At 65.7% G+C, this 26,812-nt stretch carries 26 protein-coding genes; 15 read left to right on the plus strand and 11 right to left on the minus strand.

The annotated features are described in order from the left end of the window. Nucleotides 1-18 precede the first annotated feature (18 nt). From algB to N5C28_RS22590, 3 genes are all read left to right on the plus strand, one after another. The gene (algB, locus tag N5C28_RS22580) at nucleotides 19-1,368 is read left to right on the plus strand and encodes a sigma-54-dependent response regulator transcription factor AlgB (RefSeq protein WP_279825609.1); all 1,350 of its coding nucleotides are present in this window, start codon (nucleotides 19-21) and stop codon (nucleotides 1,366-1,368) included. Then, entirely contained in the window at nucleotides 1,365-3,140 is a 1,776-nt protein-coding gene (locus N5C28_RS22585; RefSeq protein WP_279825610.1) for a KinB sensor domain-containing domain, read from the plus strand. The genes algB and N5C28_RS22585 overlap by 4 nt, the downstream gene beginning before the upstream one ends. A 104-nt stretch (nucleotides 3,141-3,244) precedes the next feature. After that, nucleotides 3,245-3,649: a DUF1330 domain-containing protein gene (locus tag N5C28_RS22590; RefSeq protein ID WP_279825611.1), complete on the plus strand. Its 405-nt coding sequence runs from the start codon at nucleotides 3,245-3,247 to the stop codon at nucleotides 3,647-3,649. 13 nt (nucleotides 3,650-3,662) lie between these two features. On the opposite strand, the gene N5C28_RS22595 is transcribed toward N5C28_RS22590, so the two are convergent. The 3 genes from N5C28_RS22595 to N5C28_RS22605 all read right to left on the minus strand — a co-directional run bounded on the left by N5C28_RS22595 (nucleotide 3,663) and on the right by N5C28_RS22605 (nucleotide 6,812). Beyond that, complete coding sequence (locus N5C28_RS22595; RefSeq protein ID WP_279825613.1) at nucleotides 3,663-5,192, minus strand: nucleobase:cation symporter-2 family protein; 1,530 nt, start codon at nucleotides 5,190-5,192, stop codon at nucleotides 3,663-3,665. 250 nt (nucleotides 5,193-5,442) lie between these two features. Next, entirely contained in the window at nucleotides 5,443-6,222 is a 780-nt protein-coding gene (locus tag N5C28_RS22600) for an N-acetylmuramoyl-L-alanine amidase (protein ID WP_279825615.1), read from the minus strand. Further along, on the minus strand, nucleotides 6,219-6,812 hold the full coding sequence (locus N5C28_RS22605) for a MarC family protein (RefSeq protein ID WP_279825617.1): 594 nt from the start codon (nucleotides 6,810-6,812) through the stop codon (nucleotides 6,219-6,221). The genes N5C28_RS22600 and N5C28_RS22605 overlap by 4 nt, the downstream gene beginning before the upstream one ends. Before the next feature lie 177 nt (nucleotides 6,813-6,989). On the opposite strand from N5C28_RS22605, the gene N5C28_RS22610 reads away from it, so the two are divergent. Further along, on the plus strand, nucleotides 6,990-8,408 hold the full coding sequence (locus N5C28_RS22610) for a DASH family cryptochrome (RefSeq protein ID WP_279825619.1): 1,419 nt from the start codon (nucleotides 6,990-6,992) through the stop codon (nucleotides 8,406-8,408). Between the two features lie 12 nt (nucleotides 8,409-8,420). On the opposite strand, the gene N5C28_RS22615 is transcribed toward N5C28_RS22610, so the two are convergent. From N5C28_RS22615 to N5C28_RS22635, 5 genes are all read right to left on the minus strand, one after another. After that, the gene (locus N5C28_RS22615) at nucleotides 8,421-10,406 is read right to left on the minus strand and encodes a diguanylate cyclase (protein WP_279825620.1); all 1,986 of its coding nucleotides are present in this window, start codon (nucleotides 10,404-10,406) and stop codon (nucleotides 8,421-8,423) included. Nucleotides 10,407-10,415: 9 nt separating this feature from the next. After that, nucleotides 10,416-11,288, minus strand: a complete 873-nt coding sequence (locus N5C28_RS22620; protein ID WP_279825621.1) for an endonuclease/exonuclease/phosphatase family protein — start codon at nucleotides 11,286-11,288, stop codon at nucleotides 10,416-10,418. A gap of 16 nt (nucleotides 11,289-11,304) precedes the next feature. After that, on the minus strand, nucleotides 11,305-11,934 hold the full coding sequence (locus tag N5C28_RS22625) for a thiol:disulfide interchange protein DsbA/DsbL (protein WP_279825623.1): 630 nt from the start codon (nucleotides 11,932-11,934) through the stop codon (nucleotides 11,305-11,307). A 149-nt stretch (nucleotides 11,935-12,083) separates the two neighbouring features. Then, entirely contained in the window at nucleotides 12,084-12,689 is a 606-nt protein-coding gene (locus tag N5C28_RS22630) for a c-type cytochrome (protein ID WP_279825624.1), read from the minus strand. A 46-nt stretch (nucleotides 12,690-12,735) separates the two neighbouring features. Then, nucleotides 12,736-13,026: a c-type cytochrome gene (locus N5C28_RS22635; protein WP_279825644.1), complete on the minus strand. Its 291-nt coding sequence runs from the start codon at nucleotides 13,024-13,026 to the stop codon at nucleotides 12,736-12,738. Nucleotides 13,027-13,379: 353 nt separating this feature from the next. Here N5C28_RS22635 and yihA point away from each other — a divergent pair, with 353 nt between their 5' ends. Next, nucleotides 13,380-14,027 (plus strand): ribosome biogenesis GTP-binding protein YihA/YsxC, encoded by a 648-nt coding sequence (yihA, locus tag N5C28_RS22640; protein WP_279825625.1) that lies wholly within the window; start codon nucleotides 13,380-13,382, stop codon nucleotides 14,025-14,027. Nucleotides 14,028-14,321: 294 nt separating this feature from the next. Here the strand turns inward: yihA and polA are convergent, their stop codons facing one another. Then, on the minus strand, nucleotides 14,322-17,135 hold the full coding sequence (gene polA / locus N5C28_RS22645; protein WP_279825626.1) for a DNA polymerase I: 2,814 nt from the start codon (nucleotides 17,133-17,135) through the stop codon (nucleotides 14,322-14,324). A 74-nt stretch (nucleotides 17,136-17,209) separates the two neighbouring features. Between polA and N5C28_RS22650 the strand changes: the two genes are divergently transcribed. Beyond that, the gene (locus N5C28_RS22650) at nucleotides 17,210-17,494 is read left to right on the plus strand and encodes a DUF2782 domain-containing protein (RefSeq protein ID WP_279825628.1); all 285 of its coding nucleotides are present in this window, start codon (nucleotides 17,210-17,212) and stop codon (nucleotides 17,492-17,494) included. 20 nt (nucleotides 17,495-17,514) lie between these two features. Continuing rightward, nucleotides 17,515-18,465 carry a homoserine kinase gene (locus N5C28_RS22655; RefSeq protein WP_279825629.1) on the plus strand — a complete coding sequence of 317 codons (951 nt, stop codon included), beginning with the start codon at nucleotides 17,515-17,517 and terminating at the stop codon, nucleotides 18,463-18,465. A 41-nt stretch (nucleotides 18,466-18,506) separates the two neighbouring features. Here the strand turns inward: N5C28_RS22655 and znuA are convergent, their stop codons facing one another. Further along, the gene (gene znuA, locus N5C28_RS22660; protein ID WP_279825645.1) at nucleotides 18,507-19,484 is read right to left on the minus strand and encodes a zinc ABC transporter substrate-binding protein ZnuA; all 978 of its coding nucleotides are present in this window, start codon (nucleotides 19,482-19,484) and stop codon (nucleotides 18,507-18,509) included. An 84-nt stretch (nucleotides 19,485-19,568) separates the two neighbouring features. Here znuA and zur point away from each other — a divergent pair, with 84 nt between their 5' ends. The 7 genes from zur (at nucleotide 19,569) to N5C28_RS22695 (ending at nucleotide 25,232) form a co-directional block, all read left to right on the plus strand. Continuing rightward, nucleotides 19,569-20,051, plus strand: a complete 483-nt coding sequence (zur, locus tag N5C28_RS22665) for a zinc uptake transcriptional repressor Zur (RefSeq protein WP_279825631.1) — start codon at nucleotides 19,569-19,571, stop codon at nucleotides 20,049-20,051. Then, the gene (gene znuC / locus N5C28_RS22670) at nucleotides 20,051-20,848 is read left to right on the plus strand and encodes a zinc ABC transporter ATP-binding protein ZnuC (RefSeq protein ID WP_279825633.1); all 798 of its coding nucleotides are present in this window, start codon (nucleotides 20,051-20,053) and stop codon (nucleotides 20,846-20,848) included. Before zur ends, znuC begins: the two co-directional genes overlap by 1 nt. Next, nucleotides 20,841-21,629, plus strand: coding sequence for a zinc ABC transporter permease subunit ZnuB (gene znuB / locus N5C28_RS22675; protein ID WP_279825635.1), 789 nt, complete (start codon nucleotides 20,841-20,843; stop codon nucleotides 21,627-21,629). The genes znuC and znuB overlap by 8 nt, the downstream gene beginning before the upstream one ends. A gap of 105 nt (nucleotides 21,630-21,734) precedes the next feature. Continuing rightward, nucleotides 21,735-22,577, plus strand: a complete 843-nt coding sequence (locus N5C28_RS22680; protein ID WP_279825636.1) for a PA5502 family lipoprotein — start codon at nucleotides 21,735-21,737, stop codon at nucleotides 22,575-22,577. Between the two features lie 166 nt (nucleotides 22,578-22,743). Beyond that, nucleotides 22,744-23,748, plus strand: coding sequence for a methionine ABC transporter ATP-binding protein (locus tag N5C28_RS22685; protein ID WP_279825637.1), 1,005 nt, complete (start codon nucleotides 22,744-22,746; stop codon nucleotides 23,746-23,748). After that, nucleotides 23,748-24,425: an ABC transporter permease gene (locus N5C28_RS22690; RefSeq protein WP_279825638.1), complete on the plus strand. Its 678-nt coding sequence runs from the start codon at nucleotides 23,748-23,750 to the stop codon at nucleotides 24,423-24,425. The genes N5C28_RS22685 and N5C28_RS22690 overlap by 1 nt, the downstream gene beginning before the upstream one ends. 30 nt (nucleotides 24,426-24,455) lie before the next feature. Then, on the plus strand, nucleotides 24,456-25,232 hold the full coding sequence (locus tag N5C28_RS22695) for a MetQ/NlpA family ABC transporter substrate-binding protein (protein ID WP_279825639.1): 777 nt from the start codon (nucleotides 24,456-24,458) through the stop codon (nucleotides 25,230-25,232). 163 nt (nucleotides 25,233-25,395) lie between these two features. Here the strand turns inward: N5C28_RS22695 and N5C28_RS22700 are convergent, their stop codons facing one another. After that, on the minus strand, nucleotides 25,396-26,277 hold the full coding sequence (locus N5C28_RS22700; protein WP_279825641.1) for a LysR substrate-binding domain-containing protein: 882 nt from the start codon (nucleotides 26,275-26,277) through the stop codon (nucleotides 25,396-25,398). A gap of 110 nt (nucleotides 26,278-26,387) precedes the next feature. On the opposite strand from N5C28_RS22700, the gene N5C28_RS22705 reads away from it, so the two are divergent. Next, a partial coding sequence (locus tag N5C28_RS22705; protein ID WP_279825643.1) for a VOC family protein occupies nucleotides 26,388-26,812 on the plus strand: 425 nt, incomplete at its 3' end.

A 26,812-nucleotide genomic window follows, 5' to 3' on the forward strand; every position in this document is an offset into this window, starting at 1 on the left:
CACCTTTTGGAGCGGGCGATGGACGCACAACAAGAACCCAAAACCGGGCGCATCCTGCTGGTCGACGACGAATCGGCCATCCTGCGCACCTTCCGCTATTGCCTGGAAGACGAGGGCTACCAAGTCTCCACCGCCAGCAGCGCGGCCCAGGCCGAAGCGCTGCTGCAACGCCAGGTGTTCGACCTCTGCTTCCTCGACCTGCGCCTGGGCGAGGACAATGGCCTGGACGTGCTGGCCCAGATGCGTGTGCAGACCCCCTGGATGCGGGTGGTGATCGTCACCGCGCATTCGGCCGTGGACACCGCCGTGGATGCCATGCAGGCCGGCGCCGCCGATTACCTGGTCAAGCCGTGCAGCCCCGACCAGTTGCGCCTGGCTGCGGCCAAGCAACTGGAAGTGCGCCAGTTGGCAGCGCGCCTGGAAGCCCTGGAAGAGGAAGTCCGCCGTCCCAAGCAGGGCCTGGACTCCCAGAGCCCGATGATGATGGGCGTGCTGGAAACCGCTCGCCAGGTGGCGGCCACCGACGCCAACATCCTGATCCTCGGCGAATCCGGCACCGGCAAGGGCGAGCTGGCCCGCGCCATTCACGGCTGGAGCGCCCGGGCGAAGAAGGCCTGCGTCACCATCAACTGCCCGTCGCTGACGGCCGAACTGATGGAAAGCGAGCTGTTCGGTCACAGCCGCGGGGCCTTCACCGGGGCCAGCGAAAGCACCTTGGGCCGGGTCAACCAGGCCGACGGCGGCACTCTTTTTCTCGACGAGATCGGCGACTTTCCACTGACGTTGCAACCAAAGTTGCTGCGCTTCATCCAGGACAAGGAATACGAGCGGGTCGGCGATCCGGTCACCCGCCAGGCGGACGTACGCATCCTGGCCGCCACCAACCTGAACCTGGACGACATGGTGCGCGAGGGGCGCTTCCGCGAAGACCTGTTGTACCGCCTGAACGTCATCACCCTGACCCTGCCGCCGCTGCGCGAGCGCCGCGAAGACCTGCTGGACCTGGCCGAGCGCTTCCTCGCCCGCTTCGTCAAGGACTACGCCCGACCGGCCCGGGGCTTCAGCGACGAGGCCCGCGCCGCGCTGCAGGCTTACCACTGGCCAGGCAATATCCGCGAGCTGCGCAACGTGATCGAGCGCGCCAGCATCATCTGCTCGGAGGAATGGGTGCAGGTCACGCACCTGGGCCTGGGCGAACCGGCGGCGGATAACGCGCCGCGCATCGGCGCCGACATGAGCCTGGAGGCGCTGGAGCGGGCCCACATCGCCGCGGTCCTGGCCAGTAGCGACACCCTCGACCAGGCGGCCAGGACCCTCGGTATCGACGCCTCGACCCTGTACCGCAAACGCAAGCAGCTCGGCCTATGAAGCTGCGCAATCAGCTGTTCCTGAGCGGCAGTGCGCTGCTCACCGTGGCGCTGATCGGCCTGCTGCTGGGGATGTTCAGCGTGCTGCTGCTGACCAAGTCCCAGAGTGAGGCGATGGAGCGCAACCTGCAGATCATCGATGCCACCATCGGCCTGCGCCAGGAGCTGGGCAGGCAGGTGATCCTGATGCTCGGCGAAAACCTCGACAAAGAAGCGCTGCAGCACTCGGACCAGCGCTTCCGCCAGTGGCTGCAGGAAGCCCGGGCGGGCGCCATGAACGACACCGACCGGCAGGCCATCGGGGAGATCGAACAGGCCTACGCGCTGTTCGACGACAACCTGCAGCAGCCGGTGGCGGTACGCCGGGCGCTGCTCGACAACGACGAATTCGCCAGCTCGCTGGAGGGCATACGCAAACGCCTGGACAACGTACAGATCCGTTACGTGGAAGCGGTGAAGAACTCCCAGAGCAACGCCCGCGAACGGGCCTGGCAGATCGTCGGGCTACTGGCCTTCATCGGCCTGGCGGTGCTATTCATCGGCTTCATCACCGCCCACAGCATCGCCCAGCGTTTCGCCCACCCGATCGAGGCGCTGGCGAGCGCGGCCGACCAGATCGGCAAGGGCGACTTCCAGGTGACCCTGCCGCTGTCGCCGGTGGCGGAACTGGCCGCCCTGAGCCGTCGCTTCGGGCTGATGGCCGAGGCCCTGCGCCAGTTCAAGAACACCAACGTGCAGGCCCTGATGGCCGAACAGCAGCGCCTGCAGGCGGTGCTCGACAGCATCGACGATGGCTTGCTGATCTTTGACCGCACCGGCCTGCTGGAGCACGTCAACCCGGTGGCCCGGCGCCAGCTCGACTGGCAGGACGACCCCCTCGGCCGTAGCCCGGGCCAGGTGTTCAACAGCCCTGTGCTGGATGAGCAGCTGCAACAGGTCCTGCATGGCGAGAACCTGCAGAACGTCACGGAAGAACTGCAGATCGAGGTGGACAGCGAGACCCGCCTGCTGAGCTACAGCCTGACGCCGGTGACGCTGGACGACGAGGTCCTGCACGGCGCGGTGATGGTCCTGCGTGACGTCACCGAGCAGCGCGCGTTCGAGCGGGTACGCAGCGAGTTCGTGCTGCGCGCCTCCCACGAGTTGCGCACCCCGGTGACGGGCATGCACATGGCCTTCGGCCTGCTGCAGGAGCGCCTGTCGTTCGCCCCCCAGGCCCGGGAAACCGACCTGCTGCGCACCGTCGATGAAGAAATGCATCGCCTGGTGCGGCTGATCAACGACCTGCTGAACTTCTCGCGCTACCAGAACGGCCTGCAGAAGCTGGAGCTGGTGCCCTGCGACCTGGACGAGCTGCTCAACCAGACGCGCCAGCGCTTCCAGGCCCAGGCCGAGGAAAAGGAAATCACCCTGTCGGTCGAGCTGCACGGCAACCTGCCTCACCTGCAGCTGGATCGCCTGCAGATCGAGCGGGTGCTGGACAACCTGGTGGGCAACGCCCTGCGCCACAGCTACCCAGACGGTTCCATCCGCCTGCAGGCCCGCATGCAGGACGATCGCGTCATCCTCAGCGTCGAGGACACCGGCGAGGGGATTCCCTACAGCCAGCAGACGCGGGTGTTCGAGCCGTTCGTCCAGGTCGGTCGCAAGAAGGGTGGCGCGGGCCTGGGCCTGGCGCTGTGCAAGGAGATCGTGCAGCTGCACGGCGGGCGCATCGGCGTGCACTCCAAACCCGGTCAGGGCACCCAGTTCTACCTGGCCCTGCCGGTCTGAGCGGTGGCGGTCCTATCGACCGCCATCACAGGACCTGATGGCTGTTGACCAGGCGCCACCGCAGATTCAGGCTGATCCGCTCATCCGTACCAGGAGCCGTGCACATGCCCAGCCTGAACCCGACCCATGAACAGCTGGCTGCGTTTGTCGACACCATGCCGGCAGACACGCCGATTCTGATGCTCAATCTGTTGCGCTTCACCGCCGCAGCGCGCTATTCGTCCGACAGCCCGCACGGTGCCTGCAGTGGCCGCGAGGCCTATGCGCGCTACAGCCAGACGGCGCTGACCAAGGTTCAGGGCGTAGGCGGCGAGGTTCAGGTCATGGCCAGGGCGCATGTCGCGCTGATTGCCCCGGCGGACGAGCAGTGGGATGAAATGCTGTTGGTACGCTATCCGTCGAAGGCGGCGTTCCTCGGCATGCTCGCCGACCCCGAGTATCAAGCCGCCACCGTGCACCGCAGTGCCGCCCTGGCGGACTCGCGGCTGGTCGGCTGCACACCCCGCTGACCGATAGGGGACGTCAGTGCGTCTCGGCAGCGGCCCGCTTCCGCTCGGCCGCGGCCTGGGGCGTCGGGGAACCATCGTCGACCAGCGGCACCTCATTTCCGCCCGCATCGAACAGCTTGCCTCCTTTGAAGTAGTCGCCGTCGTTGAGCGCCGCGATGTCCTGGTAGCACAGGGTTCGCTCGCTGCCGGCGACGAACACCGACTGCTGGTCCGAGTTGCCGGTCTTGACGTGGTTGAACGCCAGGTTCAGCAGGATGGCCATGATCGCCGCCGAACTGATGCCGGAATGGAAGATGGTTTCGAACCAGGCCGGGAAGTGGTGGTAGAAGGTCGGCGCGGCGATGGGGATCATGCCGAAGCCGATGGACGTGGCGACGATCACCAGGTTCATGTTGTTGCGGTAGTCGACCTTGGACAGGGTACGAATGCCGCTGGCCGCGACGGTGCCGAACAGCACCACCCCAGCCCCGCCGAGTACCGAGGTGGGCACGGCGGCGACCAGCCGCCCCATCACCGGCAGCAGCCCCAGTGTCACCAGGATCAGCCCGCCGGTGGCCACCACGTAGCGGCTCTTCACCCCAGTCACCGCCACCAGGCCGACGTTCTGGGCGAACGCGCTCTGGGTGAACGAGCCGAACAGCGGCGCGAACATGCTGGAAATCATGTCGGCCCGCAGGCCATTGCCGAGGCGCTTGGAATCCACCTTGGTCTCGATGATGTCGCCCACCGCGAGGATGTCGGCGGAGGTTTCCACCAGGGTCACGATGATCACGATCAGCATCGACAGGATGGCCGCCACATGGAAGGTCGGCATGCCGAAATGCAGCGGCGCCGGGAAGGCCACCAGCGGCCCCTCGCCCACCTGGGAGAAGTCCGCCATGCCCAGCACGACCGCCACCAGGGTACCGATGACCATGGCCAGCAGGATCGACAGGCGCGAGATGCTCGAGCTGCCCAGCTTGCTCAGCAGCAGCACGGTGACCAGGGTCAGTGCCGCCAGGCCGATGTTGGCCATGCTGCCGAAGTCCGGTGCGGTGCTGTCGCCGCCCATGGCCCAGCGCGCCGCCACCGGCATCAGCGTCAGGCCGATGGTGGTGATGACGATGCCCGTGACCAAGGGCGGAAAGAACTTGGTGATGCGGGAAAACACCGGGGTGATCAATAGACCGATGAGCGAGGCGGCGATCACCGCACCGAACACCGCGGGCAGCCCCCCGGCGCCATCGCTGCCAATGATCGCGATCATGGTGGCAACACCGGCGAACGACACACCTTGAACCAGGGGCAGCTGGCAGCCGAAGAACGGCAGGCCGATGGTTTGCAGCAGGGTGGCGAGGCCACCGGCGAACAGCGAAGCGGCGATCAGCAAGCCGATGTCCGCCGAGGACAGGCCGGCGGCCTGCCCCACGATCAGCGGCACCGCAACGATGCCTCCATACATCGTCAGCACATGCTGCAAGCCATACGCAAGGTTGGCGCCGATACCGAGATTCTCGTCTTCCGGGCGTAGCGATGGAGACGTCTTAGCCGATGAAATCGTCATGCCGTGGTACTCGCTGTTGTTCTTGTCCGAGCACTGTAGACAATCAATGGATCACTTGACCATAGTTTTGTATACATTTTTGCATGCACTTTGTCCGAAAGCTTGACCTAGAGCCTTCGAGCAAAAAACACCGCGCACGGCGACGCAGGAAACAGGAGACAGCGGCTTCTGATTCAGTAGCTAAATGACATCGAGGCGGGACAACAGACAGGCACCCTGACCAACAGGCAGGGCACCTGCCTGCGAGGTATCAAGGCTTCTGGGTGCCGAGAACCAGCAGCAGGGCCGCGGTTTCCGCATCCGGCTGGCCGTCGTAGCGGGCCGGGCGGTATTTCATCTGGAAGGCGGCCAGCACGTTGCGCGTGGCCTGGTCCAGCTCGCCATGGCGGTCGACCCGGTAGCCCTGGCGGGCCAGCTGCTCCTGGAACCACGCGACGCTGGGCAGGGCATTGGCGAACAGCGCCTGCTCGCGGGCGACGGCGCTGGCGTCCGGCCAGGGCATCAGGCCCTCGTCGGCCAGGCGCTTCCAGGGGAACAGCGGGCCCGGGTCGACCTTGCGCTGCGGTGCCACATCGCTATGGGCCAGGATGCTGCCCGGCGGCAGCTGATGGCGCTGCATGATGTCCTTGAGCAGGACGACCAGCTGGTCGATCTGCGCCTCGGAGAACGGCTGCCAGTAGCGGCCGCGCGGGGTGTCGTAGTAGCCCTGGTTGACCAGCTCGATGCCGATGGTGGTGCCGTTGAGCCAGGTCCGCCCTTGCCACTCGCTGTCACCGACGTGCCAGGCCCGGCGGTTCTCGTCCACCAGGCGGTAGATGGTCGGTGGCGCGTCGCCGATCAGGTAATGGCTGCTCACCTCTTCCTGGGTCAGCAGGCGCAGCGAGTTCGCCAGGTCGGTGGAGGTGTAGTGCAGGACGATGTACTGGACCCGGCTGTTCTGGCCGACGGCGGTGTAGCGGGTATCGATAGTCGGCCCGCTGGCGCAGCCAGCGAGCAGGGCGAACAACAGGGTCAGGCAGAGAACTCTCATGGGCTGATATGCAACACACTCTGTAGGTTGTCCAACAGCATGTCGACGCTGAGCATGATCAACAGCATGCCCATCAGTCGCTCCACTGCGGTCAGCCCGCGAGGGCCGAGGAACCGCTGCAGGAAAGACGCCTGCAACAGGATGAAGGCCGTTGCCGCCCAGGCCAGGATCACCGCCAGGTACAACTCCCAGAGGGGTCCTTCGTGGGTATTGCGCAGGGTCATCAGCACCGCCAGGGCGGAAGGCCCGGCCACTGCCGGCGTAGCCAGCGGCACCAGCATCGGCTCGCCATCCGGCACGTCGCCGAGCACGCCCTGAGGGCTGGGGAAGATCAGGCGCATGGCAATGACGAAGAGGATGATACCCCCGGCGATCGCCGTTGCCTCCCGCGACAGGCCGAGGCCGCTGAGGACTTTGTCACCAAAGGTAAGGAACAGCAGCAACAGACCGAGGGCGAACAGCAGCTCGCGACCGGCCACCAGCAGGCGCCGTTTGGGCGCCACGTTCTTCAAGGCGGCGATGAAAATGGCGATGTTGCCGAAGGGGTCGGTGACCAGAAAGATCAGCACGGCGATGCCGAAGATATCCATGTAGCACTCCTGAAACAGATCGCCACAGTTTACTGGCGCAGGACCAGCTAGTCTGTTTGCAATACGCCTCGTTGCGCCGGTTTGGCGTCAGCCCGACCCGCCCGCCGCAGACGCCACTGAACTTGTTTCGACATTCGTTATCCGAATCCCATCGACTCACTCGCTGAGGATCACGCCATGCGCGCGTTGCTCTGGTTCAAACAAGACCTGCGTCTCGACGATCACCCCGCTGTACAGGCCGGCCTGAGCGCCGAACAGTTGCTGCCTGTGTTCATTCTCGACCCGGCGCAACTGCAGTTGAACGAGTTCGGCAGCCGACGCCTTGGCGTGCACCGCGCGCGCTTTTTGCTGGAGAGCCTGGTGGCCCTGGACGGCGCCCTGCGCCAGCGTGGCTCGAACCTGCTGGTGGTGCCGGGCATCCCCGAGGAGGTGATCCCCGAGCTGGTCGAACGCTTCAGCCTGCAGCAGGTGCTGACCCTCGCCGAAATCGCCCCGGAAGAATCCTCCCAGCTCAACCGCGTGCGCCAGCGCCTCGGCACCCTGCCGCTGGTGGAGCTGCAGAGCAACGGTCTGTTCAGGACCGACGACCTGCCGTGCCCGGTGAACGAGCTGCCCCAGGTGTTCACTCAGTTCCGTGCGCTGATCGAAGAGCGCCTGCACGTGTTCCAGCCCCGTCCCGCGCCGGAGCAATTGCCGCCGCTGCCCGACGGCGCCCACGAGCTGCTCGCCGGCCTGCCGACGCTGTCGCAGATGGGCCTGGGCGAACCGCTCAGCGTGGCCGGCAGCGCCTTCCCCTTTTCCGGCGGCGAGATCGCGGCCCAGGCACGCCTGCGCGACTACCTGTGGAATACCCAGGGGGTGCGCCAGTACAAGGACACCCGCAACGGCATGATCGGCAGCGAGTACTCCTCGAAGTTTTCGCCCTGGCTGGCCAACGGCAGCCTGTCGCCGCGCCGTGCGGTGGCCGAACTGCGCCGACATGAATCGCAGTACGGCCGCAACGAATCCACCGACTGCCTGTGGGCGGAATTGCTGTGGCGTGAATTCTTCCGCTGGACCCTGCTGCGCCATGGCAGCGCCCTGTTCAAGGCGGGCAGCCTGAAGGCTACCGAACACGCGCCGATGCAGCTGGACGAACGCTTCGAGCACTGGTGCCAGGGCCGCACCGGCATGCCGCTGGTGGACGCCACCATGCGCGAACTGGCCACCACGGGCTATATCTCCAACCGTGGGCGACAGGTGGTCGCCAGCTACCTGATCATGGACCTGCAGCAGGATTGGCGGTACGGCGCCGCCTGGTTCGAAGAGCACCTGATCGACTATGACCCCGCCAGCAACTGGGGCAACTGGGCGTACCTGGCCGGCATCGGCAGCGACCCGCAGCGCCGGCAGCTGTTCAACGCCCTGCACCAGGCCCGCGAGTACGACCCCGAGGCCGAGTACGTCAGCCTGTGGCTGCCGGAGCTGCGCCATATCCCGCAGCACCTGCGGCACACGCCGTTCCTGCTGCCGCACCTGCAGCTGGATGCGCTGAACTATCCGCGCCTGGAGCAGATTCCGGAGACCTGGCGGCCGTACATGCCGCACGCCGCCTGACGCGGCGGGCGGTCAGCCGCGCTCGACGCGATTGCGCCCGTCGCGTTTGGCGCGGTACAGCGCCTGGTCGGCCCGTTCGAAGACCTGATCGCTGCGCTCCGATGCGTTGAAGGCGCTGATCCCGGCCGACAGGGTGATGGTGACCGGCTCGCCCTTGAAGTGAAACGGGCAGGCCTCGACGGCCCCGCGCAGGGTTTCCATCAGTTGCACGCCGGCGTCGAACGGCGTGGACGGAATCAGCAGCACGAATTCCTCGCCGCCGAAACGGGCGATGAAGTCGGTCTTTCGCAGGCGCTTGTTCAGCTCACCGGCAATGATCTTCAGGACCTTGTCGCCGGCCAGGTGGCCGTAGGCGTCGTTGATACGCTTGAAGTGGTCGATGTCCACCACGGCCAGCAGCAGGTCGCCGCCGTAGCGCTGCCAGCGTGACAGCTCCAGGTCGAGGCGCTCGCTCCAGGCCGCGCGGTTCGGCAGGCCGGTCAGCGGATCGAGCAGCGCCTTCTGCCGCTGCTCTTCCAGGTGATCGCGGAAGCCCTTGGCTTCCTGCTCCATGCTCGCCACGCGCTCGACCAGGGTCTGCAGCCGGTCGGCCACCGCCTGCTCGCGCTCGTCGCGCTGGAACTGGTACTGCTCCATGGTGCCCAGCAGCCCGTTGAGGCGGGACTCCACCAGTCCTTTGAGGCTGTCCAGGTCGGTGGCGTCCTGCACGCTGCTGTGCAGCCCATCGACCTGCTGGCGCAACTCGTTGTCCAGTTCACGCGCCGCGTCCATGGACACGGCGTAGCCGTCGTGGGCGTCCTGCAAGCCCCCCTGGAAGGTCGCCAGGCGCTCGTTGAGCTGCTTGAGGTAGCCCTCGAATTCGCGCTGGCCAACGTCGGCGATCGCCAGCATCAGCACGGCCAGGTCGTCCAGGACCGGCACCAGCTCGTACATGTTCAGGCCCGCCTGGATGCGCTCGCGCAGCACCTCGGCCTGGCCCTGGTGACGCTCGGGCAGGGTCAGTTGGTCCAGCAGGCCGAGCAGCGTGGCCTCCACGTGGCTGGCAATGGCGCTGTAACCGGGCTCTGGCACCGGCGGCAGGGCGTATTCCGGGTCGGCAGAGGTCTGCGCGACCTCGTCGACCGGCGCCGCATCGTCTGCCGCCCGTTCGACCTGCAGCAGGTCGAGCGGAACCGGCAGGCTGTCCAGCGCCGATGCCGAGCGACCCAGCGCGGCCCTGGCGGGCGCACTGGGCACAGGCGATGCGACGGGTGCGGGTGCGGGTGCGGGTGCGGGTGCGGGTGCGGGTGCGGGTGCGGGTGCGGGTGCATCGAGCGGTTCGAGGCGCGCGGCGTCAAGCGCGGCCACGGAAGGCTGGCGCTCGGCAATCTCCAGCGGGGCGGCGACCGGAGCCGGTTCAGGCGTCAGGCTGACTTCGCCCTGCACCGGTGCAGGTTCGGGCGTCGGGGCGGAGGGTTCCGCCGGGGCGCCTTCGGTGTCACGGTTGCCGAACAACCGGGCGAGCAGGCCGGGTTGCTCGACGTGTTCACGGCCGAGCACCGCCAGTGCCTGCTCCTGCAGGCGGCTGAGTTCGGCGAGCAATGCCGGCAACTCGCGCACCTGTCCGGCCCGGCCGCCGAGGCTCTTGGCATAGCTTTTCAGCGGCTTGCGCACATCCCGCGGCAGGTCTTGCTTGAGCAGCTGTGCAGCCAGGGCGGAGAGCGCGGTCGTGACCTGTTCGGCGCGCTGCTGACGGCGCTGTTCGGAGTCGAGGACGGTCTTTTCCAGACGCGGGATCAGCGCCGAGAGGCCGCCATCCATGTCATCGCGGCGCAGGATCTCGCGCAGGTCCTGCATGCACTGGTCGACCGCCTTGTCCGCCCCTTCGGCGGCCAGGCTGCTGCGCACCAGGCCACGGCGCAGCAGGTCGACGCGTGAATCCCAGCGTCGCTCCAGCTTTTCCTGCTGCTCGAGGCTGGCGAGGTACTTCTCTTTCCACCGCTGAACATCGTCGCTCATATGTGGTTGTTACCCGTGGGATGGCGTATTCAGCATAGGTGGCGTAGGGCCACCCAGTGTACCGGGCAAACGAATTTCTACCGCCACCGGCAGGTGGTCGGAAATGGGCATGGGCAGCACTTCGAAGCGTTCCAGCTGCAGGCCGGGGCTCAGCAGGATGTGGTCCAGGCAGCGCTGGGGCCGCCAGCTGGGGAAGGTCGCCTCGATCTGCGGGGCGAGCAGGCCCAGGTCGCGCAACGGCGAATGCTGCAGCAGGTCCGTGGCGTGGGTGTTCATGTCGCCCATCAGCACCTGGTGCCGGTAGCCGCTGATCAACTCGCGGATATAGGCCAGCTGGCGCGTACGGGTCCGCGGCCCCAACGCCAGGTGCATCATCACCACCACCACGGCATCCGGACCTTCGCCCAGGCGCATGAGCATGGCACCCCGTCCGGGCGGGCCGGGCAACGGATGGTCTTCCAGCAGGGTGGGCCGCAGCCGGCTGAGCACGCCGTTGCTGTGCTGGGCGAACCGCCCCAGGTTGCGGTTGAGCTGCTGGTACCAATAAGGAAAGGCGCCGAGGTGGGCGAGGTGTTCGACCTGATTGACGAAGCCGGAGCGCAGGCTGCCACCATCGGCTTCCTGCAGGGCCACCAGGTCGTAGTCATTGAGCATCTCGCCGATGCGTTGCAGATTCAGGGCGCGGCTGTTGTGCGGCAGCAGGTGCTGCCAGCCGCGGGTCAGATAGTGCCGATAGCGCTCGGTACTGATGCCGACCTGGATGTTGAAGCTCAGGAGACGCAGCCGGCCATCCGCCGGCCAGTCGTCAGAGACAGCGCATTGCGGGTTGACCCGTGGATCACACAGGCCAACCTGCCGAGTACGTTGCCAGCGGCGCAACATACGCGTGGCGCAGCGCTTACTGCGCGGCGCGTTCCTTCTGGATCAGGAAGTCAGCCACTTCCAGCGCCTGCTGCGGGCCGCCGGAGCTGCCGATGTCGAAACGGTACTTGCCGTTGACGATCATCACCGGAACGCCAGTGATCTGGTAGGCCATGGCCAGCTTCTTGGCCTTTTCCATCTGGCTCTTCACGCCGAAGGAGTTGTAGGCCTTGATGAAGGCGTCGTAGTCGATGCCCTGGGTGGCGAGGAAGTTGCCCATTTCATCCGGGGTCGCCAGCTTCTTGCCCTGACGGTGGATGGCATCGAACACGGCGCTGTGCACCTTGTGCTCGACCTTCATGCTTTCCAGGGTGATGAACATCTGGCCGTGGGCGTTCCAGACACCGCCGAACAGTGCAGGAATACGCACGAAGTTGACGTCTTTCGGCAGCTTCTCGGCCCACGGGTTGATGGTGGACTCGAACTGGTAGCAATGCGGGCAGCCGTACCAGAACAGCTCGACCACCTCGATCTGGCCCGGCTTGGAAACCGGTACCGGATTCGACAGTTCGACGTACTGCTTGCCGGCCTCGATGGTGTCGGCGTGGGCAGCCATACCGAACAGGCTCGCACTGGCGAGGACAGCAGAGAGAATCAGGTTACGCATGCGTGACTCCTTGGCGATGAGTACTGCGGACAGCTGCTCTTCGACTGGCAGCCGCACGTCAGGTTCCGGCTATTGTAGCGGGGCCGATAACGAAAAAGGGTGGCCGTAGCCACCCTTTTCCAGATTCAGCGTTTCACTCTGTTACGCACTCAGTGCAGACCTTGCACGTAGCTGGATACCGCTTCGATGTCCTTGTTGCTCAGCTTGGCCGCGATGGCGCGCATGATCATGCTGTCGCCGTCGTTGGTGCGGTTGCCTTCGCGGAAATCGGTCAGCTGCTTGGCCACGTAGCCGGCGTGCTGGCCACCCAGGTGCGGGAAGCCTGCAGCGGCGATGCCGGCGCCGTTCGGGGAGTGGCAACCGGTGCAAGCCGGCATGCCTTCTTCCAGCTTGCCGCCGCGGAACAGCGCTTCACCGCGCTCGACCAGTTTCGGATCAGCCGCGCCGACGCTCATTTTCTGGCTGGCGAAGTAGGCCGCCACGTCTGCCAGGTCCTGATCGCTCAGGCCATCGAGCATGCCGGTCATTTCAACGATCGGGCGAGCGCCGGACTTGATGTCGTTCAACTGCTTGAGCAAGTAACGTTCGCCCTGACCAGCCAGTTTCGGGAAGTTCGGGGCGGCGCTGTTGCCGTCGGCACCGTGGCATGCGCCACACACTGCCACCTTGCCCTGACCGGCAGCGGCGTCACCAGCGGCGTGGGCCAGGCCGGTGATGCCCAGGGTCAACAGCAGACTCACGAGTACTTTGTTCATCAGCTAATCCAACTACGGCTAAGAGAGAAAGAGTTATTGTCCGGGCTTACTCGGTCATCAACTTGATGACGGCTTGGTAATCCTCGGCTGTGCAGTCCATGCACAAACCACGCGGCGGCATGGCGTTCAAACCATTGGTGACGCTCTGCACCATCGCGTCCATACCTTTTGCCATACGCGGCTCCCAGGCGGCCTTGTCGCCTTTCTTGGGCGCCATCGGCAACTGGCCGTTATGGCAGGCCGCACACGCACGGGCGTAGACGGCTTCAGGATCCTGAGCAGCCTGGGTATTGAAGGACAGCATCAATACACCAGCAACGAGCAGCATTTTTTTCATCATCAGATCAGCCTCATCAGGGAGGGGAACGGTCCGCCTTCTATGGGCAGCCTGTTTATGGCGTTCCCGTGAACATATCCTGCGGTTGGGACAATGTGCACACAAAATCTGCGGCATTATATACTTGGCGAAGACGAAACGGAAACGACGCCGCTTGCCGCACGGGGCCATGAGCGGCCGCCTGCGCTGATATGTCGCAAGCACCCTGCACGCCACCCAGGCTGCGAAAAGGGGTCGTGTCGGCGGATGAGTCGGACACAGGGCGGCATTCGCCGGCCATTGTCCGTACACTGCGCGCCCATGCCACTCTTTTACGCTTGCCCGGGCACGCCCCGCCATCACCGGAATTCCTGATGCACGCCAAGAACCCCATCATCGGCCTGTGCCAACAAGCCACCTTTCAGATCAGTGCCGCCAAGGTCGACCAGTGCCCGGATGACCAGGGTTACGAGGTGGCTTTCGCCGGGCGATCCAACGCCGGCAAGTCCAGCGCGCTGAACACCCTGACCCACGCCAGCCTGGCGCGCACCTCGAAGACGCCGGGGCGCACCCAGTTGCTGAACTTCTTCCGCCTGGATGACGAGCGCCGCCTGGTCGACCTGCCCGGTTACGGCTACGCCAAGGTGCCGATCCCGCTCAAGCAGCACTGGCAGAAGCACCTGGAGGCCTACCTGAGCAGCCGGGAAAGCCTGCGCGGCATCATTCTGATGATGGACATCCGTCACCCGCTGACCGAGTTCGACCAACTGATGCTCGACTGGTCCCATGGCAGCGACATGCCCATGCACATCCTGCTCACCAAGGCCGACAAGCTGGCCTTCGGCGCGGCCAAGACCGCCCTGCTCAAGGTCCAGCAGGACATCCGCAAGCGCTGGGGCGAGGGCGTGAGCATCCAGCTGTTCTCGGCACCCAAGCGCCTGGGCGTGGAAGATGCCCAGGCCGTTCTGGCCGAGTGGATGGAGCTGGGCGAGTTCGCGCAGGACGCGGAAGAAGAGGCCTGAGCGGCACGCCGCCACTTTTCTTCAGGCAAAAAAAACCCCGAGCTTCATATGGGGAGGGAGAAGTTCGGGGTTTAAGGGTCTGAACCGCTAGGGCGGGGTTCAGATGTCTGCCAACACTTAACACAACAAAGGAGCATTGAAAGGCTTTAACGGCCATTCCAAAACTCTGACTGCCCGTTCAACGGCAAAGTTCATCGCCGCCTAAAATCCTTTAGGAATAAGCAGCGATTTCCTGATGCGTTATAGGTGTAAGCAAACTGAAACAGATGCGGCGTTATGCCGCAGCCCTTTCGATCAGTGCGCTTCATCCCAGTTGTCGCCAATCCCCACCTCGACCAGCAGCGGTACATCCAGTGCCGCGGCATTGCCCATCAACGGCCGGATCTGCTCGCTCACCTGCTCGACCAGGTCCTCGCGGACCTCCAGCACCAGTTCGTCGTGCACCTGCAGGATGACCTTGGCGTCCAGGCCGGATTCGCTCAGCCAGTTATCCACCGCGACCATCGCCTTCTTGATGATGTCCGCCGCCGTGCCCTGCATCGGCGCGTTGATCGCGGTGCGCTCGGCACCGGCGCGCTCCTGCGGTTTGCTGGATCTGATCAGCGGCACGTACAGCCGGCGCCCGAACAGGGTCTCGACGAAGCCCTGGTCCGCCGCCTGGGCGCGGGTGCGCTCCATGTAGTCGCGCACCCCCGGGTAACGGGCGAAGTAGGTGTCGATGTAGGCCTTGGCCTGCTTGGTGTCGACGCCGATGTCCTTGCCGAGCTTCTGCGCACCCATGCCATAGATAAGGCCGAAGTTGATTGCCTTGGCGCTGCGGCGCTGTTCGGACGTCACGTCCGCCAGCTCGACGCGGAACACTTCCGCTGCTGTCGCGGTGTGCACGTCCAGGTTGTTGCGGAAGGCGTTGAGCAAACCTTCGTCCCGGGACAGGTGGGCCATGATGCGCAGCTCGATCTGCGAGTAGTCCGCCGCCAGCAGCTTGTAGCCCTTGGGCGCGACGAACGCCTGGCGGATGCGCCGGCCTTCGGCGGTGCGCACCGGAATGTTCTGCAGGTTCGGGTCGCTGGAGGACAGGCGCCCGGTGGAGGCCACGGCCTGGTGGTAGCTGGTGTGGATACGCCCGGTGCGCGGGTTGATCTGCTCCGGCAGGCGGTCGGTGTAGGTACTCTTGAGTTTGCTCAGGGAGCGGTACTGCATCAGCACCTTGGGCAGCTCGAACTCCTGCTCGGCCAGTTCGGCGAGCACCGCTTCGGCCGTGGACGCCTGGCCCTTGGCGGTCTTGCTGAGGATCGGCAGGCCGAGCTTTTCGTAGAGGATCACCCCCAGCTGCTTGGGCGACGCCAGGTTGAACTCCTCACCGGCAATCTCGAACGCCTGGCGCTCCAGCGCCACCATCTTCTCGCCCAGCTCGTGGCTCTGCTGCCCGAGCAGCTTGGCATCCACCAGCGCGCCCTGGCGCTCGATGCGCGCCAGCACCGGCACCAGCGGCATCTCGATGTCATGCAGCACGGAGGTCAGGGACGGGGTCGCTTCCAGCTTCTGCCACAGGGTCTGGTGCAGGCGCAGGGTCACGTCGGCATCTTCCGCGGCGTAGGGCGCCGCCTGCTCCAGGGGGATCTGGTCGAAGGTCAGCTGCTTGGCGCCCTTGCCGGCGATGTCCTCGAAACCGATGGTGCTGTGCCCCAGGTACTTGAGGGCCAGGCTGTCCATGTCGTGGCGGGTCGCGGTGGAGTCCAGCACATAGGATTCGAGCATGGTGTCGAAGGCCACGCCCTGGACGCTGATTGGCGTCGAGGCATTGGCCAGTACGTTCATGTCGTACTTGGCGTGCTGGCCGACCTTGGCTTTGTTCGGGTCTTCGAGAATCGGCTTGAGCGCCTGGAGCACCGCATCACGGTCCAGCTGCGCCGGTACGCCCATGTAGGAGTGGGCGACCGGAATGTAGGCGGCCTCGCCGGCCTTGACCGCGAACGACAGGCCGACCAGTTGCGCCTGCTGGGCGTCGATGCTGGTGGTCTCGGTGTCGAAGGCGATCAGCTCGGCGGCCTTGAGCTTGGCCAGCCAGGCGTCGAACTGGGCCTGTTCGAGCACCACCTGGTAGTCGCCAGTCGGCTCCGGCAGCGCGGCGGTGCCGGGGGCAGCGGGCTCGCCGCTCTCGCTGTGGGCCAGGCTGAACAGGTCGGCAGACGGGGCAGCCACCGGGGCGGGCTTGGCCTCCGGGGTCTTGTTCTGGCGCAGCAACTCATCGCGCCAGCTCTTGAATTCCAGCTCGCCATACAGCTCCAGCAAGGCGGGCACGTCGGCCTCGCCAGGCAGCAGGGTGTCGATCTGGATGTTCAGCGGCACGTCGAGCTTGATGGTCGCCAGCTCGTAGGACAGGTAGGCCATGTCGCGGTGTTCTTCGAGCTTGGCCGGCAGGCCCTTGGCGCCGCGGATCGGCAGTTCCGGCACCTTGTCGAGGTTGGCGTAGATCACATCGAGGCCACCGCCCACACCGACCAGCAGGCCCAGGGCGGTTTTCTCGCCGACACCGGGCACGCCGGGAATGTTGTCGACCTTATCGCCCATCAGCGCCAGGTAGTCGATGATCAGCTCAGGACCGACACCGAACTTCGCTTTCACGCCATCGATGTCGTAGACGCTACCGGTCATGGTGTTGACCAGCGTAACGTGCGGGCAAACCAGCTGCGCCATGTCCTTGTCGCCGGTGGAGATCACCACGTCGCGCCCCTCGGCGGCGCTCTGGCGTGCCAGGGTGCCGATCACGTCGTCCGCTTCGACGCCTTCGACGCACAGCAGCGGATAGCCCAGGGCCCGGACGCTGGCGTGCAGCGGATCGACCTGGACGCGCAGGTCATCGGGCATGGACGGGCGGTTGGCCTTGTACTCGGCGAACAGTTCATCACGGAAGGTGCCGCCCTTGGCATCGAACACCACCGCGAAGGGGCTGTTCGGGTACTGCTTGCGCAGGCTCTTGAGCATGTTCAGCACGCCCTTGACCGCTCCGGTAGGCATGCCTTTGGAGGTGGTCAGCGGGGGCAGGGCATGGAACGCGCGGTACAGGTACGAGGAACCATCGACCAGAACGAGGGGGGCGTTAGACATGCGCAGGATCAACCTTTTCCTGAGGGCCGGGGTTAAACTGGGCCGACCATTGACGATAAAGGGATAAGGTTATCATGCGCACACTCAATCGCCTGGTACTGCTCAGCCTCCTGGCCTGTGTTCCGCTGGCGAGTTACGCGGATGATGCACCGTCCGCCGATCCCGATGTGACCATCCGCCAGGATGGCGATCGCACGGTGGAGGAATACCGGGTCAACGGTTTCCTGTACGCAATCAAAGTCACCCCCAAGGGCGGCAAGCCCTATTTCCTGGTGCGCGCCGATGGCAGCGAAGGCAGTTTCGTCCGCTCGGACGACCCGGACATGCTCATCCCGGCCTGGGAAATCTTCAGTTGGTAAGGCAATAAGGCAGTCCTGATATGTCGGTGTTCACCCCCCTGGAGCGTCCCGAGCTCGAAACCTTCCTGGCCCCTTATGGCCTGGGTCGTCTGCGCGACTTCCAGGGTATTGCCGCCGGTAGCGAAAACAGCAACTTCTTCGTCAGCCTGGAGCAGGGCGAATTCGTCCTGACCCTGGTCGAGCGTGGCCCCAGTGACGACCTGCCGTTCTTCATCGAACTGCTCGACGTCCTGCACGACGCCGGGTTGCCGGTGCCCTACGCCCTGCGCACGACCGAAGGCGAGGCGCTGCGCAGCCTGGCGGAAAAGCCGGCGCTGCTGCAGCCGCGCCTGGCTGGCAAGCACATCAGCCAGCCGAACCCCCATCACTGCCAGGAAGTGGGCGCGCTGCTCGCGCGCATTCACCTGGCCACCCGCAACAGCCCCCTGGAACGCAAGAGCGACCGCGGCCTGGACTGGATGCTTGCCGAAGGGCCGAGCCTGGCCCTGAAGCTGCCGGAGGCCGAGCTGCCGCTGCTGCGCTATGCGCTGGCGGAAATCCAGGACATGAAGGCCCGCATCCAGGCACTGCCGCGCGCCAACCTGCACGCGGACCTGTTCCGCGACAACGTGCTGTTCGACGGGCCGCACCTGGCAGGGGTGATCGACTTCTACAACGCCTGCTCGGGCCCGATGCTCTATGACCTGGCCATCGCGTTGAACGACTGGTGTTCCGATGAAGAGGGCGCGCTGGACGCTGCCCGCGCCCGGGCACTGCTGGGGGCCTATGCGGCCCTGCGCCCGTTCAGCGCCGCCGAGGCGGAACTGTGGCCGACCATGCTGCGCGTGGCCTGCGTGCGGTTCTGGCTGTCACGCCTGATCGCCGCTGAATCCTTCGCCGGCCAGGAAGTGCTGATTCACGATCCCGCCGAGTTCCAGCGCCGCCTGGCACAACGGCAGCGGGTCGACCTGCCGCTGCCATTCGCCTTCTGACAGGCGCCTTCTGACTGTCGCTTTCTGAAAAAGGGGCAGGCTCAGAGCGCGCCCAGGCAATCCACCAACTGATCGGCCATGCTGTCCAGCAGGGTTTCATAGCCCTGCTTGTCCGCTTTCAGGGCGCCGCCCATGGCGTCCAGCTCGGCCAGGGTCACCGGCAGGCCGGCGGTCAGGGTCTGCGCCAGGCGCGGGCGCATCGGCGGCTCGCTGAACACGCAGGTCGGGCCGACGGCCTCCAGGCGCGCGCGCATGGCCGCCACGTGTCGAGCCCCCGGCTGAACCTCGCTGCCCACGCTGAACACCCCGGTGTGCTTGAGGCCGTATGCCGCCTCGAAGTAGTCATACGCCTCGTGGAAGACGAAGTACGGCTTGCCGGACAGCCCTGCCAGGCGCTCCTTCAGGCGTTTATCCAGGACAGCCAGGCGCTGGTCGAAGGCGGTGAAGTTGTCCTGATAGCGCGCCGCGTTGGCCGGGTCGGCAATCGCCAGGTCCGCCGCCATGCGCGCCGCGATGACCCGGGCATTGGCCGGCAGCAACCAGAGGTGGGCATCCAACGAGCCCGGCCGGTGGTCATGGTCGTGCTCGTGGGCATCGCCATGATCGTGGTCGTGGTCGTGGTCGTGGTCGTGGTCGTGGTCGCCTTGATCGTGATCGTGATCGTCGTGTCCATGGTCATGCTCGCCATGGCTGTCACCGAAGTGCCGCAAGGTCATGCCCGGCAACGCTTGCACCGCCACGCTGGGCTTGTCGCGCCCGCTGAGCACCCGGGGCAGGAAGTTCTCCAGGTCTTCGCCGACCCAATAGAACAGCTCCACCTCGCGCAGTTGGCGCACGTCGGAAGGACGCAGGGCGTAATGGTGCGGCGAGGCACCCGGCGGCAGCAGTACCGCAGGCTCGCCGACACCGTCCTGGACGGCGGCGGCAATCAGTTGCAAGGGTTTGATGCTGGTCAGCACGCTCACCTCGGCCCGCACGGTGAGGCTGGTGGAAAGACCGACGACAATCAGACCAATGATCGAAAAAAGACGCGACACGGGGAACACTCAAGCAGGTAGGAACGGGTAATATAATAACGTCTCCACGCCAAGTCGTCGCCGCCCATGATTCTTACACCCCTGGCTTCACGCCCACATGACCATTCCCGCTGCGTCAGCCACGCCCTGAGCGAAGCGGAAAACATCTGCGCACGCCAAGGCCTGCGCCTGACCGCCTTGCGCAAGCGTGTGCTGGAGCTGGTCTGGCAAAGCCACAAGCCGCTGGGTGCCTACGACATCCTCGGCGTGCTGAGCGATGAAGACGGCCGCCGCGCCGCGCCGCCGACCGTGTACCGTGCGCTGGATTTCCTGCTGGAAAACGGCCTGGTGCACCGCATCGCCTCGCTCAACGCCTTCGTCGGCTGCAACCAGCCGGAACACGCGCACCAGGGGCAGTTCCTCATCTGCCGCACCTGCCACGCGGCGATCGAGCTGGAGCAGACCTCCATCAGCGAGGCCATCGTCGCCAGCGCCAAGGAAGTCGGCTTCAGCGTGGAAGGCCAGACCGTGGAAGTGATCGGCCTGTGCGCGGGTTGCCGGGAGTCCTGATGAGCGACGTGCTGATCCGCCTCGATGGCGTGGGCGTCAAATTCGCCGGGCAGCCTGTGCTGCAAGACGTCCAGCTGGGCGTGAAGCCCGGCGAGATCGTCACCCTGATCGGCCCCAACGGCGCCGGCAAGACCACTCTGGTGCGCACCGTGCTCGGCCTGCTCAAGCCCGACACCGGCGACGTCTGGCGCAAACCGCGCCTGCGTGTCGGCTACATGCCGCAGAAGCTGCACGTGGACGCCACCCTGCCGCTCAGCGTGCTGCGCTTCCTGCGCCTGGTGCCGGGGGTAAAACGCGACGACGCGGCCGCCGCCCTGGCCGAAGTGGGCGCCAGCCATGTGATCGACAGCCCGCTGCAAGGCATCTCCGGCGGTGAACTGCAGCGCGTGCTGCTGGCCCGCGCCCTGCTGCGCAAGCCGGAACTGCTGGTACTCGACGAGCCGGTGCAAGGCGTGGACGTCGCCGGCCAGGCCGAGCTTTACCGCCTGATCACCCGCCTGCGCGACCGCCACGGCTGCGGCGTGCTGATGGTCTCCCACGATTTGCACCTGGTGATGAGCACCACCGACCAGGTGGTCTGCCTGAACCGCCACGTCTGCTGCTCCGGCCACCCCGAGCAGGTCAGCGGCGACCCGGCATTCGTCGAGCTGTTCGGCCAGGACGCCAAGAGCCTCGCGGTCTACCACCACCATCACGACCACGCCCATGACCTGCATGGCGAAGTGGTCGCCCCGGGCCTGACCATCAAGGGCCGGGTCCAGCCCCATGTGCACGGAGACGGCTGCAACCATGGCTGATTTCCTGCTCAACGCCCTGCTCGCCGGCCTGGCGCTGGCCCTGGTCGCCGGCCCCCTGGGTTCGTTCGTGGTCTGGCGGCGCATGGCCTATTTCGGCGACACCCTGTCCCATGCCGCGCTGCTCGGCGTCGCTCTGGGACTGATGCTGGATGTCAGCCCGACCTTCGCGGTGACCGTGGGCTGCGTGCTGCTGGCGGTGCTGCTGGTCACCCTGCAGACCCGCCAGCCGCTGGCATCCGACACCCTGCTCGGCATCCTTGCCCACAGCACCCTGTCCCTGGGCCTGGTGGTCCTGAGCTTCATGCGCGACGTGCGCATCGACCTGATGGGCTACCTGTTCGGTGACCTGCTGGCGGTGGGCCCCACCGACCTGGCCTGGATCATCGGCGGCAGCGCCCTGGTGCTGGTGATGCTCGCCGTGCTCTGGCGCCCTCTGCTGGCGATCACCGTGCACGAGGAACTGGCCAGGGTCGAAGGCCTGCCGGTGGCCGCCATCCGCCTGAGCCTGATGCTGCTGATCGCCGTGGTCATCGCCGTGGCCATGAAGATCGTCGGCGTGCTGCTGATCACCTCGCTGCTGATCATTCCGGCCGCCGCCGCCCAGCGCCATGCCCGCACGCCTGAACAGATGGCCTTCGGTGCCAGCCTGCTGGGGATCGTCGCGGTGTGCGCGGGCCTCAGCCTGTCCTGGTTCGAAGATACCCCCGCCGGACCGTCCATCGTGGTCGCCGCCGCCAGCCTGTTCCTGCTCAGCTTCGCCCTGCCACGCCGCGCGGCGTAGAAGACGCGATCGCCGCCAAACCTGCGTCGAAACGGCGCAGGTTTGGCTCTGGCCCGCTGGCGGTGTAGACTTGCGCGTTTTTTGCACAACTTGAGACTCGCAGGAATGAAGTCGTTCGCCTCACGTGCTCTTGCTTTACTCACGGTTTCGCTGCTGTTGCACGGCTGCCAGAGTGCGCCACAACCGGCCAACCTGCCGACTGACGACCTGGTCAGCTCCTTCCGTCAGCTCGACCAGAGCCTGGCCAGCGGTCAACTGACCGTGGCCGAAAGCCAGCTGGCCAGCCTGCAGCAGCGGGCCCAGGGCGACACCCGCCTGGAGCAGTACCAGCGCCAGCTCGCCGAAGCCTACCTGGCCCAGGGGCAACAGGCCCTGCAGAGCGGCGACCTGAACCACGCCACCAAGGCCCTGAGCCACGCCCGCAGCCTGATGCCCCAGGCACCGGCCCTGACCACCGGCCTGGACGGCGCCATCACCCAGGCCCGTGAAGCCGAAGTGAACGCCGCCGAAAACGCGCGCCGAGCAGCCGAACAGGCTGCCGCGCGGGCCGAGCTCGCCCGCCACGAACAGGCTCGCCAGCTGAAACTGGCCGCCGACCACCAGGCCGCGGCGCTGCAGGCCACCGAACAGCAGCCTGCCCCGGCGCCGGCCGCGCCCAAGGCCAAGCTGATCGACCCGGCCGCCGCCAGCAGCGTGGTGCCCTTGCCGATGCTCGACAACCAGGACAATGAACGCCTGCGCAGCCTGCTCGACCGCGTGGCCGAAGACGTGGTGGCGTTCCGCTGTGCGGTGCACATCGAAGTGCGCCAGGCCAAGGACTACCCCTGGGTCGCGGCCCTGCTCAATGCACGCATCAAGCGGCTCGACCCGGGTTTCACCCCGCGTCTCAGCCAGGCGATCAAGCCGACCCAGACGCCGCAGCTGATCCTCAGCCCGCAGCGTCCGTAACGCAGGCACGGCGGGCAACTACACTGGCTGCAACGCGCCAGTGACTAATTCTCTCTGGCTATATTCATAGCTCCAGAAAGATTTTTGCGGCCTAAGCGGCGGCGAGTAGACTAGCCGCCTTTTTATGCCTACCCGGCAGCTCGACAAACCCAAAAGGTTTCAACGCGTGATCGAATTCCAGTCTGTCCACAAGGCGTATCGCGTCGGTGGCCACGCCATTCCTGCCCTGCAGCCGACCGACCTGCACATCGCCCGCGGCGAAGTGTTTGGCATCATCGGCCACTCCGGCGCGGGCAAAAGCACCTTGCTGCGCCTGATCAACCGCCTCGAAGAGCCTTCGGGCGGACGCATCAACGTCGACGGTATCGACGTCACCGCCCTCGATGCCGATGGGCTGCGCCGATTCCGCCAACAGGTCGGCATGATCTTCCAGCACTTCAACCTGCTGTCCTCGAAAACCGTCGCCGCCAACGTCGCCCTGCCCTTGAAGCTGGCTGGCGTGGCAACCGCGGAGATCGATCAGCGCGTCGCCGCGCTGCTCGAGCGCGTCGGTCTTCAGGACCACGCCAACAAATACCCGGCACAGCTGTCCGGCGGGCAGAAACAGCGTGTGGGCATCGCCCGGGCTCTAGCGACCCGGCCGAAGATCCTGCTCTGCGACGAGGCCACCAGCGCCCTCGACCCGCAGACCACCGCCTCGGTGCTGCAACTGCTGGCCGAGATCAACCGCGAGCTGAACCTGACCATCGTACTGATCACCCACGAGATGGACGTGATCCGCCGGGTGTGCGACCGCGTGGCGGTGATGGATGCCGGCGTGATCGTCGAACAGGGCCCGGTAGCCGATGTCTTCCTGCACCCGCAGCACCCGACCACCCGCCGCTTCGTGCTCGAATCCGAGCATGTCGACGAAGAGGAGCAGCGCGACGACTTCGCCCATGTCAGCGGCCGCATTCTGCGCCTGACCTTCCAGGGTGAATCGACCTACGCACCGCTGCTCGGCACCGTGGCCCGGGAGACCGGGGTGGACTACAGCATCCTGGCCGGCCGTATCGACCGCATCAAGGACACCCCCTACGGCCAGCTGACCCTGGCCCTGACCGGCGGCGACATCGACGCCGCCATCGCCCGCTTCGGCGCCGCCGACGTTCACCTGGAGGTGCTGCGCTGATGGAAGCCCTGATGACTCGCCTGCTGCCCAACGTCGACTGGGCGGAAATCGGCTACGCCAGCCTCGATACCCTGTACATGCTCGGCGGCACCATGCCATTCACCATACTGTTCGGCCTGCCCCTCGGCGTGCTGCTGTTCCTTATCGGGCCTCGGCAGATGTTCGAGCAGAAGGCGCTTTATAGCGTCGTGGCGCTGGTGGTGAACGTTCTCCGGTCGATCCCTTTCGTTATCCTGCTGATCCTGATGATCCCTCTCACCGTGATGATTACCGGCACGTCGCTTGGGGTAGTGGGCGCCATTCCGCCGCTGGTAGTCGGTGCCACGCCGTTCTTCGCACGGCTGGTGGAAACCGCCCTGCGCGAAGTTGACCGCGGCATCATCGAGGCGACCCAGGCCATGGGTGCCAACACCCGGCAGATAATCTTCAACGCCCTGTTGCCCGAAGCGCTGCCTGGCATCCTTGCAGCCATCACGGTGACCGTCATTACCCTGGTGTCCTACACCGCAATGAGCGGCCTGATCGGCGGCGGCGGCCTGGGCGACCTGGCGGTGCGTTATGGCTATCAACGCTATCAGACGGACGTGATGTTCGTGACCGTGGCGCTGCTTGTGGTGCTCGTACAAATTCTGCAAACCGTCGGCGACAAGCTGGTGGTGCACTTTTCAAGAAAATAAGGCGACAGGCGTCGCCACAAGGAGTCGTTCATGAAAAAACTGCTGACTGCCCTCGCCGTCGTCGCCGCGTTCTCCGGCGCCGCCCAGGCTGAATCCCTGCGCATCGCCGCCACCGCCGTGCCGCACGCGGAGATCCTCGAATTCGTCAAACCGGCCCTGGCCAAAGACGGCGTCGAGCTGGACATCAAGGTCTTCACCGATTACGTGCAGCCCAACGTGCAGGTCGCCGAGAAGCGCCTGGACGCCAACTTCTTCCAGCACCAGCCGTACCTGGACGAGTTCAACAAGAGCCGTGGCACCGAGCTGGTCAGCGTGGTCGGCGTGCACGTCGAGCCCTTCGGCGCGTACTCCAGCAAGATCAAGGACATCAAGGAACTGCCGCAAGGCGCCGCCGTGGTGATCCCGAACGACGCCACCAACGGCGGCCGTGCCCTGCTGCTGCTGCAGAAGGCGGGCGTGATCACCCTCAAGGATTCCTCGAACATCCTGGCCACCCCCAAGGACATCGCCGAGAACCCGAAGAGCATCAAGGTGCGTGAGCTCGAAGCCGCGACCCTGCCGCGCGTGCTGACCCAGGTCGACCTGGCGCTGATCAACACCAACTACGCCCTGGAAGCCAAGCTGAACCCGACCAAGGACGCCCTGGCCATCGAAGGCAGCGACTCGCCATACGTCAACAACCTGGTCGCTCGCGCCGACAACAAGGACAGCGTGGCCATCCAGAAGCTGGCCAAGGCGCTGAACAGCCCTGAAGTCAAAGCCTTCATCCTGGAGAAATACCAGGGTGCGGTGGTGCCGGCGTTCTAAGAACCCGCCCCCGTAACGGCCTCGAAGAATGCCGCGCCCCTTACCGGGCGCGGCATTTTTTATGGCCACAACACCGTCCTGTAGGAGCGGCTGGGCGGCATTCCGATTGCCCGCGAGCTTTTAGCGAACTCAGCCGGAAAAAAGCTCGCGGCCAAGGCCGCTCCTACGGTGCCGATAGCTCTCCCTGACTGGCCTCGCACAGGCACGCCAGCAAACTCTCCAGGGCGGGCTGGCGCTGGGCCCGGCGCAGCACCGCCACCAGCTCGCGGTGAAAGGTCAGCGCGCCCAGCTCGATCACCCGCACCCGCGTATTCCGGTGCAGCCACAGGCCGGCCCGCGGGATCAGCGATACCCCCAGCCCGCATTCGACCATGCGCACGATGGCGTCCACCTCGTCCAGCTCCAGGGCTTCGTGGACCTCCAGGCGCTGCTCGCGCAGAAAACGGCTGACCTGGCGCCCGCCGAACGAGCTGCGGTCGTAGCGCACGAAGGGTTGCTCGGCCAGCAGGCGCAGCGGCTCGTCGCCCTCGACGCCCGGTGGCGCGATCAGCACGAACGGCTCGCGCTTCAGATCGACCAGCAGCAGTTCCTTGGGCAGCTCGAAGGGCGGCTTGATCATCACCGCCAGGTCCAGCTCGCCGGCGTCGATCTGGCTCAGCAGGTTCAGCGACACCCCCGGTACCAGCTTCAGCTCGACCCGCGGCGCAATGGCACGAAAGCGTGGCAGCACCTCCGGCAGCAGGCCGGTCTGCACCGTGGCGATGGCCCCGATCTTCAGCTCGCCCTGCCACTCGGCCACCGCCGTCGGCAGGGCCATCTGCGCATACAGCGCCAGCATCTGTTCGGCCAGCGGCAAGGCATGCCGGCCGGCCGCGTTCAACACCGCGGCGCGACCACTGCGGTCGAACAGGCGCACGCCCAGGCCCTGTTCCAGCACACGCATCTGCGCGCTGACGGCGGACTGGGTCAGGCCTACCCGCTGGCCCGCGGCGGCGAAGGTGCCCTGGCGGGCGACCGTCACGAAGGTTTTCAACTCACGCAGCATGGGCCACCCGACTGATCGATTTTGTTCGTGGTTGCGAGCAAGGATATTCGCTTTTAATCAGAATTATCGTTACTAGAATCAACGGACATTCATCGTTCTGGAGTTCCGCCATGGCCCTCGGTCCCTTTCACCTCGCCATTCCCGTGTACGACCTGGCGGCCGCCCGGCATTTCTACGGCGAGGTTTTCGGCTGCGCCGAAGGCCGCAGCAGCGACCACTGGGTGGACTTCGACTTCTTCGGCCACCAACTGGTGATCCACGAGTCGCCGAAGATGGCCTACCAGGAAGCCGCCCACAGCAATGCGGTGGACGGCCACGACGTACCGGTCCCGCATTTCGGCGTGGTGCTGGGCTGGGACGAGTGGGAGCGCCTGGCCGATCGGCTGCGGGCGCGGGACACGCGGTTCGTGATCGAACCCTATGTGCGTTTCCAGGGGCAGGTGGGCGAACAAGCCACGATGTTCCTCTTCGACCCCTGCGGCAACGCCCTGGAGTTCAAGGCGTTCAAGGACATCGGTCAGCTGTTCGCCAAATG

Origin of the sequence: Pseudomonas sp. GD03944 (assembly GCF_029839275.1) — a bacterium.
GTDB lineage: Bacteria > Pseudomonadota > Gammaproteobacteria > Pseudomonadales > Pseudomonadaceae > Aquipseudomonas.

Bases quoted from the DNA above. Each gene is read 5' to 3' on its own strand.
- algB (WP_279825609.1), top strand. From the start codon at position 19: ATGGACGCACAACAAGAACCCAAAACCGGGCGCATCCTGCTGGTCGAC.
- N5C28_RS22585 (WP_279825610.1), top strand. From the start codon at position 1,365: ATGAAGCTGCGCAATCAGCTGTTCCTGAGCGGCAGTGCGCTGCTCACC.
- N5C28_RS22590 (WP_279825611.1), top strand. From the start codon at position 3,245: ATGCCCAGCCTGAACCCGACCCATGAACAGCTGGCTGCGTTTGTCGAC.
- N5C28_RS22595 (WP_279825613.1), bottom strand. From the start codon at position 5,192: ATGACGATTTCATCGGCTAAGACGTCTCCATCGCTACGCCCGGAAGAC.
- N5C28_RS22600 (WP_279825615.1), bottom strand. From the start codon at position 6,222: ATGAGAGTTCTCTGCCTGACCCTGTTGTTCGCCCTGCTCGCTGGCTGC.
- N5C28_RS22605 (WP_279825617.1), bottom strand. From the start codon at position 6,812: ATGGATATCTTCGGCATCGCCGTGCTGATCTTTCTGGTCACCGACCCC.
- N5C28_RS22610 (WP_279825619.1), top strand. From the start codon at position 6,990: ATGCGCGCGTTGCTCTGGTTCAAACAAGACCTGCGTCTCGACGATCAC.
- N5C28_RS22615 (WP_279825620.1), bottom strand. From the start codon at position 10,406: ATGAGCGACGATGTTCAGCGGTGGAAAGAGAAGTACCTCGCCAGCCTC.
- N5C28_RS22620 (WP_279825621.1), bottom strand. From the start codon at position 11,288: ATGTTGCGCCGCTGGCAACGTACTCGGCAGGTTGGCCTGTGTGATCCA.
- N5C28_RS22625 (WP_279825623.1), bottom strand. From the start codon at position 11,934: ATGCGTAACCTGATTCTCTCTGCTGTCCTCGCCAGTGCGAGCCTGTTC.
- N5C28_RS22630 (WP_279825624.1), bottom strand. From the start codon at position 12,689: ATGAACAAAGTACTCGTGAGTCTGCTGTTGACCCTGGGCATCACCGGC.
- N5C28_RS22635 (WP_279825644.1), bottom strand. From the start codon at position 13,026: ATGAAAAAAATGCTGCTCGTTGCTGGTGTATTGATGCTGTCCTTCAAT.
- yihA (WP_279825625.1), top strand. From the start codon at position 13,380: ATGCACGCCAAGAACCCCATCATCGGCCTGTGCCAACAAGCCACCTTT.
- polA (WP_279825626.1), bottom strand. From the start codon at position 17,135: ATGTCTAACGCCCCCCTCGTTCTGGTCGATGGTTCCTCGTACCTGTAC.
- N5C28_RS22650 (WP_279825628.1), top strand. From the start codon at position 17,210: ATGCGCACACTCAATCGCCTGGTACTGCTCAGCCTCCTGGCCTGTGTT.
- N5C28_RS22655 (WP_279825629.1), top strand. From the start codon at position 17,515: ATGTCGGTGTTCACCCCCCTGGAGCGTCCCGAGCTCGAAACCTTCCTG.
- zur (WP_279825631.1), top strand. From the start codon at position 19,569: ATGATTCTTACACCCCTGGCTTCACGCCCACATGACCATTCCCGCTGC.
- znuC (WP_279825633.1), top strand. From the start codon at position 20,051: ATGAGCGACGTGCTGATCCGCCTCGATGGCGTGGGCGTCAAATTCGCC.
- znuB (WP_279825635.1), top strand. From the start codon at position 20,841: ATGGCTGATTTCCTGCTCAACGCCCTGCTCGCCGGCCTGGCGCTGGCC.
- N5C28_RS22680 (WP_279825636.1), top strand. From the start codon at position 21,735: ATGAAGTCGTTCGCCTCACGTGCTCTTGCTTTACTCACGGTTTCGCTG.
- N5C28_RS22690 (WP_279825638.1), top strand. From the start codon at position 23,748: ATGGAAGCCCTGATGACTCGCCTGCTGCCCAACGTCGACTGGGCGGAA.
- N5C28_RS22695 (WP_279825639.1), top strand. From the start codon at position 24,456: ATGAAAAAACTGCTGACTGCCCTCGCCGTCGTCGCCGCGTTCTCCGGC.
- N5C28_RS22700 (WP_279825641.1), bottom strand. From the start codon at position 26,277: ATGCTGCGTGAGTTGAAAACCTTCGTGACGGTCGCCCGCCAGGGCACC.